At 68.5% G+C, this 7916-nt stretch carries 7 protein-coding genes and 1 tRNA gene; 2 read left to right on the forward strand and 6 right to left on the reverse strand.

The window, feature by feature from the left end:
• The 3 genes from J7346_RS14655 to folD all read right to left on the reverse strand — a co-directional run.
• Positions 1-786, reverse strand: a 786-nt coding sequence (locus J7346_RS14655) for a TPM domain-containing protein (RefSeq protein WP_209120714.1), incomplete at its 3' end; no start/stop codon positions are given.
• Complete coding sequence (locus J7346_RS14660) at positions 783-1397, reverse strand: LemA family protein (protein WP_209120715.1); 615 nt, start codon at positions 1395-1397, stop codon at positions 783-785. The genes J7346_RS14655 and J7346_RS14660, both read right to left, overlap by 4 nt.
• Before the next feature lie 71 nt (positions 1398-1468).
• Positions 1469-2395: a bifunctional methylenetetrahydrofolate dehydrogenase/methenyltetrahydrofolate cyclohydrolase FolD gene (folD, locus tag J7346_RS14665; protein WP_209120716.1), complete on the reverse strand. Its 927-nt coding sequence runs from the start codon at positions 2393-2395 to the stop codon at positions 1469-1471.
• Positions 2396-2501: 106 nt separating this feature from the next.
• On the opposite strand from folD, the gene J7346_RS14670 reads away from it, so the two are divergent.
• On the forward strand, positions 2502-4349 hold the full coding sequence (locus tag J7346_RS14670) for a pre-peptidase C-terminal domain-containing protein (protein ID WP_209120717.1): 1848 nt from the start codon (positions 2502-2504) through the stop codon (positions 4347-4349).
• Between the two features lie 15 nt (positions 4350-4364).
• Here the strand turns inward: J7346_RS14670 and ugpC are convergent, their stop codons facing one another.
• From ugpC to J7346_RS14685, 3 genes are all read right to left on the reverse strand, one after another.
• Complete coding sequence (ugpC, locus tag J7346_RS14675; protein ID WP_209120718.1) at positions 4365-5453, reverse strand: sn-glycerol-3-phosphate ABC transporter ATP-binding protein UgpC; 1089 nt, start codon at positions 5451-5453, stop codon at positions 4365-4367.
• Positions 5454-5560: 107 nt separating this feature from the next.
• Positions 5561-5635, reverse strand: a tRNA-Val gene (locus J7346_RS14680).
• A gap of 22 nt (positions 5636-5657) precedes the next feature.
• Positions 5658-6377 carry an HAD hydrolase-like protein gene (locus tag J7346_RS14685; RefSeq protein WP_209120719.1) on the reverse strand — a complete coding sequence of 240 codons (720 nt, stop codon included), beginning with the start codon at positions 6375-6377 and terminating at the stop codon, positions 5658-5660.
• 64 nt (positions 6378-6441) lie between these two features.
• Here J7346_RS14685 and glmU point away from each other — a divergent pair, with 64 nt between their 5' ends.
• Positions 6442-7806 (forward strand): bifunctional UDP-N-acetylglucosamine diphosphorylase/glucosamine-1-phosphate N-acetyltransferase GlmU, encoded by a 1365-nt coding sequence (gene glmU, locus J7346_RS14690; RefSeq protein WP_209120720.1) that lies wholly within the window; start codon positions 6442-6444, stop codon positions 7804-7806.
• The last annotated feature ends 110 nt before the right edge of the window (positions 7807-7916 follow it).

Genomic DNA, 7916 nt, shown 5'->3' on the forward strand with positions numbered 1-7916 from the left:
ATCCTGATCTGGGCGCCCTCCGCCCCGGCCGCCCCGCGACCGCAGGGCCTCGGAGGCCGCCCAGATCAGGATCGGCGAAATGTCAGAGCCGCCACCCTTCCAGCGCCGTCCCCCACGTCCCAGCGCGCCGATGAAGGCCAGCAGGATGAAGCCGAACACGATGACGATCATGATCAGGGCGCCGACCGGCACATCGGCCTTGGCGGTTTCGGCTGCCGCCGCGCGGGCCTGCGCTTCCTCCGGGTCCAGCCTCAGTTGCTGCTCGATCGCCACGACCCCCTGTTCGATCCCGCGCTCGAACGCCCCGGTCTTGAACGCGGGGGTGATCTGGTCGTGGATGATCAGGGCCGACAGGGCGTCGGTCAGTATGCCCTCCAGCCCGTAGCCGACCTCGATGCGGATCTTGCGCTCGTCCACGGCGACGATCAGCAGGACGCCATTGTCCTTGTCTGCCTGGCCGATGCCCCAGTGGCGGCCCAGCCGGGTGCCGTAGTCGGCAATGTCATAGCCCTCCAGCGACTGCAGGGTCACGACCACCACCTGATCGGTGGTGTCGCGCTCCAGGGCGGCCAGACGCGTCTCCAGTTCGGCTTCCTTCGCCGGACTCAGCAGGTTGCCCTGATCGACGACCCGGCCGGTCAGCTCGGGAAAGCGCGGGTCCGCATGGCCGGGCAGGGCCAGCATCGTCCACGCCAGCAGCAGGACCAGTCCGGCCAGCAGGGGCTGCAGGGCCGTCCGCCCCCTGAAGAGGGCCGGGGAGACGGCAAGGGTGGCTGCGAGGCTCACTGTGCGGGTGTCGATCCGACGTTGAACTGTACCTGCGGCGCGGCATCGGCGCCCGGCGCCGCGCTGAACAGCGGCAGGGGTTCGGAGCCCGAGTGGAAGGTCGAGGCCCAGATGTTGCCGGGGAAGGTCCGCAGGGTGGTGTTATAGACCCGCGCCGCCTCGTTATAGTCGCGACGCGCAACGGCGATCCGGTTCTCTGTCCCCTCCAGCTGGCTTTGCAGGGCGACGAAGTTGGCGTTCGACTTCACCTCGGGATAGCGCTCGACCACCAGCATCAGCCGCGACAGCGCCTGGCTCAGTTCGCCCTGGGCGGCCTGATAGCGCGCCACTGCGGCCGGGTCCGACAGGGCGTCGGCGCCCAGCTGGATCGAGGTGGCGCGGGAGCGGGCCTCGACCACCTGCGTCAGCGTCTCGCGCTCGGCAATGGCGGCGGCCTGCACGGTCGCGACCAGATTCGGAATCAGATCGGCGCGGCGCTGGTACTGCGCCTCGACATCGGCCCATTTCGCACGGGCGGCCTCTTCCTGGGTGGGGATGGTGTTGTAGCCACAGCCCCCCAGCGTCAGGGTCACGGCGGCCACCGCCAGTACAGGCGCACGCAGAACGGTCATGGATAGCCCCCTCGAAAGGTGCGGCCGACGATCCGGCCTCTTTCAGAGTATCGGCGCGGATGGTCCGGTCTTCAAGCGTCCAACTGTGACGGTTCGACCCCGGCCGCGCGACAGGCCGCGGAATAGGTGTTGGCCAGCAGGCAGGCGATCGTCATCGGCCCGACCCCACCCGGCACCGGGGTGATGGCGCCGGCCACCTCGGCCGTCGAGGCGAAATCGACATCGCCGACCACCCGGGTCCTGCCTTCGGCGGCCTTGACCGGATCGGCCGAGGGCACGCGGTTGATGCCGACGTCGATGACCGTTGCGCCCGGCTTGATCCAGTCGCCCGGGATCATCATCGGCCGGCCCACCGCCGCGACCAGAATGTCGGCCCGGCGGCAGACCTCGGCCAGGTCCCGGGTGCGGGAATGGGCCACGGTGACGGTGCAGCTTTCGGCCAGCAGCAACTGCGCCATAGGCTTGCCGACGATATTCGAGCGCCCGACCACCACTGCGTTCAGGCCCGACAGATCGCCCAGCGTCGCCTTCAACAGCTTGATGCAGCCCAGCGGCGTGCAGGGCACCAGCCCGGGCTGGCCGGTCGCCAGCCGCCCGGCGTTGATGACGTGAAAGCCGTCGACATCCTTGTCCGGATTGATCGCCGCCAACACTGCCGTCTCGCGGATGTGCGCGGGCAGGGGCAGTTGCACCAGGATGCCGTGCACCGCCGGGTCAGCATTCAGCCGGGCCACCAGATCCAGCAGCTCTTCCTCGGTCGTCTCGGCGCCGAGCGTGTGGGTGAACGAATTCAGCCCCGCGCGCGCGGCCGTCTCGCCCTTGCTCTTCACATAGATTCGGCTGGCCGGGTCCTCGCCGACCAGCACGGCGGCCAGACCGGGAACCACGCCGGTCTCTTCCTTCAGCCGGGCCGCGGCTTCGGCCACCTGGTCGACCAGGGCCGCCGCCCGCGCCTTGCCGTCGATGATCCGGGCGGTGGGGGTGGGTGTCGCGGTCATGGCGTGTCCATTCTGCCGATCCCTCGTCAGGAATCGTTGCGGTCAGGCGATTTACATAGGCCGGGGTTCGGCGTCTATGATCGGGAAAAGATGTGAAGGGGACACCATGCGCCGATTCCGCGGGATCAAACTCATCGGGCTTGCCACCGTTTCGTGGGCGGCCCTGTCGGCCAGCGGCGCGCTGGCGCAGGACGCGACTCCCCTGATGTTTGGCGAGGGCGTGGACGCCAGCCTGGTCGACGAGGATGCCCGCGATGCCCTCGGCCAGCCCTATGATGCCTGGGCCCTGAACCTCACCGCCGGTCAGCGGATTGAGGTGATGATGAACTCCGACGACTTCGACGCCTATCTCGAGCTGTATGGCCCCGACAGCGACGGCAGCGCGCCGGTCTCGGTCGACGATGACGGCGCGGGTGAGGGCACCAATGCCCGCCTGCGCTACACGGTCCCCGCCGACGGCACCTACACCCTGCGGGCCCGGGCCTTCAGCGAGGAGGCTCGCGGGACCTACAATCTGATTGCGCACGAGCGGCCGGCGCCTCCTCCCGCGCCCGAGCCCACGGCCCTCAGTCTCGGCCAGACGGTCACCGGCACAATCGACGACACCGACCCGGTGACCGACGAGGACGTGCCCTATGAAGCCTGGCGCTTCAGCGCACGAGAGGGCGAACGCATCCTGATCACCCTGACGTCGGACGACTTCGACAGTTTCGTTCAGGTCGGCCACGCCTACACCGAGGTGTTCGAGGAACTGGCTTACAACGACGACGACGGCGACAGCCTGAACTCGCGCCTGATCTTCACCGCCCCGGCCACCGGCGACTATGTCGTGCGCGCCCGCCCCCTCGCCCTGGACGAAACCGGCAGCTACAGCCTGACGGTGGCAGAGGCGCCGCCTCCGCCGCAGGCCCGGTCCATCCGCATCGGCGACGAGGCCGAGGGCAGCCTGACGGTCGATTCGGCTCTGGATGAGGCCGGCTACCGCAGTGATGTCTATGAGTTCCGCGGCCAGGAGGGTCAGCGCGTCCAGATCCGCCTCGGCTCGGAAGACTTCGACACCTATCTCGTCCTGTACCAGGGCGAAGAGGGGGGCGTACCGCTCAGCGAGGACGATGACGGCGGCGGCCAGGGCACCAATTCCCGCATCGTCAGCACGCTGCCGGCCGACGGCCTGTACCGGGTCGAGGTGCGCGGCTTCAGCCAGACGGCGGCAGGCGACTACACCCTCAGCGTGACCGAGATGGCGCCCGAGCGCCCGCCGGCCCCGCTGGCATGGGGCAGGGTGGTTCAGGGCGCCATCGACGATCAGGACCCACAAGATGCCGAGGAGCGCGGCTATGACTCCTTCCGCTTCAGCGGTGTCGAGGGCAATCGCGTCCAGATCATCGCCCGCTCGGGTGACTTCGACACCTTCCTGCGCCTCGGGTCGGCCGACGGCGAGTTCGACGCCTTGGCCCAGGACGACGACGGTCTGGGCGAGGGCACCGATTCCCGCCTGAACTTCACCCTCCCGGAAACCGGCGACTATGTGGTGCGCGTCTCGCCGCTGTCGTCCGGGAGCGAGGGGCTTTATTCGATCGAGCTGATCGATCGCGGACCGGCACCCACACCCGGCAGCATCCTGATCGGGTCGACCGCCCGCGGCACCCTGACCGAGACCGATGCCGCCGCCGCCGACAACAGCTATTTCGACGCCTACCGGATCAATGCCAAGGCCGGCGAGACCCTGGTCATCACCATGATTTCCAACAGCTTCGACGCTTTCGTTATCGTCGGACGTGAAAAGGACGGCGATGATATCGAGGTGCTGGCCAGCGACGACGACGGCCTGTCGGACACCCACGCCCGTCTGGAGTGGGAAGTGCCGGACGACGGCGTCTACATCATCCGCGCCGGCAGCTATGCGCCCGGCGAAACCGGCACCTATGCCCTGAAGGTCGAGCGCCAGCCCTGAGCGGGCGTCGTGCCTCTACAGGCGCTGGAAGGCCTTGCCGTCCGCGTCGAACAGATAGGCGTGTTCGGCCGGCACCTTGAGGTCCAGCCGGTCACCCGAGGCCGGCCGCACCGAGCCCGCCAGCTGGGCGGTCAGGGTGTCATGCCCCGCGCCGATATCGACATAGGCATAGGTGGCATTGCCCAGGGTCTCGACGAAGTCGGCCTTGCCCGGCAGCGCCTCGCCCGGCCCGTCCAGGGACAGGTGCTCGGGGCGGATGCCCAGCGTCAGGGCATCCCCCGGTTTCGCACCGTCGGCCCTGACCGCCGCGCGCAGCGTATCGCCGCCGGCCGTCTTCAGAACGGCGCCCTTCGGCCCGGCCTCCACCAGGGTCACCGGGATCATGTTCATCTTGGGACTGCCGATGAACTCGGCGACGAAGCGGTTGCAGGGCCGCTCGTACAGCTCCATCGGCGCCCCGACCTGTTCCACGATCCCGCCGTTCAGGACCACGATCCGGTCGGCCAGGGTCATGGCCTCCACCTGGTCGTGGGTCACATAGACCATGGTGGTCTTCAGTCGCTGGTGCAGGGCCGCGAACTCATAGCGCATCCGCACCCGCAGCGCCGCGTCGAGGTTCGACAGAGGCTCGTCGAACAGGAAGACGCGCGGCTCGCGCACGATGGCCCGGCCGATGGCCACGCGCTGGCGCTGGCCGCCGGACAGGGCCTTGGGCTTGCGATCCAGATAGTCGGTGATGTTCAGGATTTCGGCGGCCGCCGCCACGCGGCGCTCGATCTCGGCCTTGTCGTGCTTCGCCAGCTTCAGCCCGAACGCCATGTTATCGCGCACACTCATGTGCGGATAGAGCGCATAGGACTGGAACACCATGGCGATGCCACGGTCCGAGGGCGACAGGTCGTTGACCACCTGGTCGCCGATGATCACCTCGCCGGCACTGGCCTCCTCGAGGCCCGCGATGGTCCGGAGCAGGGTCGACTTGCCACAGCCCGAGGGGCCGACGAATACCACGAACTCGCCGTCGGCGATGTCCAGGTCGATGCCCTTCAGCACCTGCACGGCGCCAAAGTCTTTCCGCACGCCGTTGAGACGGACGCCTGCCATCGCGTTACCTGCCCTTCGCTTTTCGTTGGCGCCAACGTAACCGGTTACAGGCCCCGATCAAGCGCGGCGTCACCTGCTCATGACATTTGATCGGGGAGGGGAAGGAATGGTGGATGCGACAGGGATTGAACCTGTGACCCCCTCGGTGTGAACGAGGTGCTCTCCCGCTGAGCTACGCATCCGACCGGTCAGGAGGCGGGGTGTTTAGCCCGGCGATCCGGCAAGGGCAAGGCCCTGTTCGGTCTCATTCGCACAGCGACGCACAAGGGCCGGAAAGCCGTCGTAGTGGTCCAGCACCGCCCACGGCGCCATCGCCGGAATCGCCACGTCCGCATAGCCGAATCCGACCGCCACGAACGGCAGGCCCGCGGCACGGGCGGCGCCCGCATCCAGACTGCTGTCGCCGACCATCAAGGCGTGACCCCGATCCCCGCCACAGGCCGCAAGCGCCTCGATCAGATGGGCGGCGTCGGGCTTCCTCGCCGACACCCGGTCCGGCCCCAGAACACAGGCGAACAGGCCGGTCATTTCCAGCGCGTCCAGCAAGGCGACCGACAGGTCCGTCCGCTTGTTGGTCGCCACCGCCAGGGTAAAGCCTTCGTCTTTCAGCGCCGTCAGCGCCGCGACACAGCCGGGATAGGGCCGGGTCAGGTCGGCGATCCGCCCGACGTAGAGGTCGAGGAACAGGGCGAACCGCGCGTCCAGCGCCTCGGCCGCCAGCGGCGCGCCCGCCGCCTCATACCCCCGCCGCAGCAGCGCCCGCGCCCCGTGACCGATCAGATGCCGCCCTCGCTCCAGCGGCAGGGGCGGCAGATCATCCGTGCCCAGAACGGCATTCAGCGTGCCGACCAGATCAGGGGCCGACTCGACAAGCGTGCCGTCGAGATCGAACAGCAGTGTCCATCCGTTCGCCTTCGACGACATCCAGCCTCCCCTTTATCCGTTTCATGCGTTATGGCCCCCGGACGACTAGACGAGGGCTTGCCACGTGACCACCGAAACCCACGCCGGGCTTCCCCGCGCTGCCGTGATTCTGGCGGCCGGGCAGGGTACCCGGATGAAATCCCGCCTGCCCAAGGTGCTGCACCCGGTCGGCGGGCGCGCCATGCTGGATCACGCCATCGATGCCGCCGAGGCCCTGGGCTGTGAACGGATCGTCGTGGTCGTCGGCAATCACTCGCCCGAGGTGCGCGCCCATGTCGTCGCCCGGCTGGGTGAGGCCGCCATCGCGGTCCAGGACCCGCCCATGGGCACCGGCCACGCCGTCCTGTGTGCGCGCGAGGCGCTGAACGGCTTCGAGGGCCAGGTCGTCATCACCTATGGCGATGTGCCCCTGCTGAAGGCCCGCGACATCGCCCCGGTGTTCGAGGCCGCCGACGCCCTGTCGGTCATCGGCTTCGAGGCGCGCGACCCCGGCGCCTACGGCCGTCTGGTGATTGAGGGTGGCGAACTGACCGCCATCACCGAGGCGAAAGAGGCCTCGGCCGAGGTGCTGGCCATCCGCACCTGCAACTCGGGCGTCATGTCGGCCCCGGCGCGCGTGCTGTTCGACCTGCTCGACAAGGTCGGCAACGACAATGCCAAGGGCGAATACTATCTGACCGATGTGGTCCAGCTGGGCCGCGAGGCCGGTGTGCCGACCCGCGCCGTCATGGCGTCAGAGGACGCGGTCATGGGCGTCAACGCCCAGTCCGAACTGGCCGAGGCCGAGGCCCTGTTCCAGAAGGTCCAGCGCGAGACCTTCCTCGCCCGCGGCGTGACCATGCCCGCGCCCGACACTGTTCATTTCGCCTGGGATACCGACATCGAGGCGGGCGCGGTGGTCGAGCCCTATGTCGTCTTCGGCCCGGGGGTGAAGGTCGCCTCGGGCGCCCGCATTCGCAGCTTCAGCCATATGGAAGGCGCCACGGTCGGCGAGGACGCCATCGTCGGCCCCTATGCCCGCCTCCGTCCCGGCGCGCGTCTGGACCGCGACGTCCACATCGGCAATTTCGTCGAGGTCAAGAACAGCCACATCGCCGAGGGCGCCAAGGCCAACCACCTGTCCTATCTGGGCGACGGCCAGGTCGGCCCGCGCGCCAACATCGGGGCGGGTACCATCTTCTGCAACTACGACGGCGTGTTCAAACACAAGACCACAGTGGGCGAGGGGGCGTTCGTCGGCTCCAACAGCTCGCTGGTCGCCCCCGTCAGCATCGGCGCCGGCGCCATGACCGCCTCGGGCTCGGTGATCACCGAAGACGTCCCCGACGGCGCCCTCGCCCTCGGCCGCTCCGCCCAGACCGTCAAGGAAGGCTGGGCCGAGCGCTTCATGCAGATGATGAAGGCCAAGAAGGCGAGCCAGAGAAAATGATCCTCCCCCGACGCGCAGCTTCGAGGGAGGGGGACCGCCGAACGGCGGTGGAGGGGGCCAATACCAGACGCCACCTCCTGACCCTTGCCCCCTCCACCCCTCCGGGGTCC

Origin of the sequence: Brevundimonas sp. A19_0 (assembly GCF_017744255.1) — a bacterium.
Taxonomy (GTDB): domain Bacteria; phylum Pseudomonadota; class Alphaproteobacteria; order Caulobacterales; family Caulobacteraceae; genus Brevundimonas.

What these genes read in the sequence shown, in the direction of transcription:
- J7346_RS14660 (WP_209120715.1), bottom strand. Translation starts at nt 1,397, where the DNA reads ATGACCGTTCTGCGTGCGCCTGTACTGGCGGTGGCCGCCGTGACCCTG.
- folD (WP_209120716.1), bottom strand. Translation starts at nt 2,395, where the DNA reads ATGACCGCGACACCCACCCCCACCGCCCGGATCATCGACGGCAAGGCG.
- J7346_RS14670 (WP_209120717.1), top strand. Translation starts at nt 2,502, where the DNA reads ATGCGCCGATTCCGCGGGATCAAACTCATCGGGCTTGCCACCGTTTCG.
- ugpC (WP_209120718.1), bottom strand. Translation starts at nt 5,453, where the DNA reads ATGGCAGGCGTCCGTCTCAACGGCGTGCGGAAAGACTTTGGCGCCGTG.
- J7346_RS14685 (WP_209120719.1), bottom strand. Translation starts at nt 6,377, where the DNA reads ATGTCGTCGAAGGCGAACGGATGGACACTGCTGTTCGATCTCGACGGC.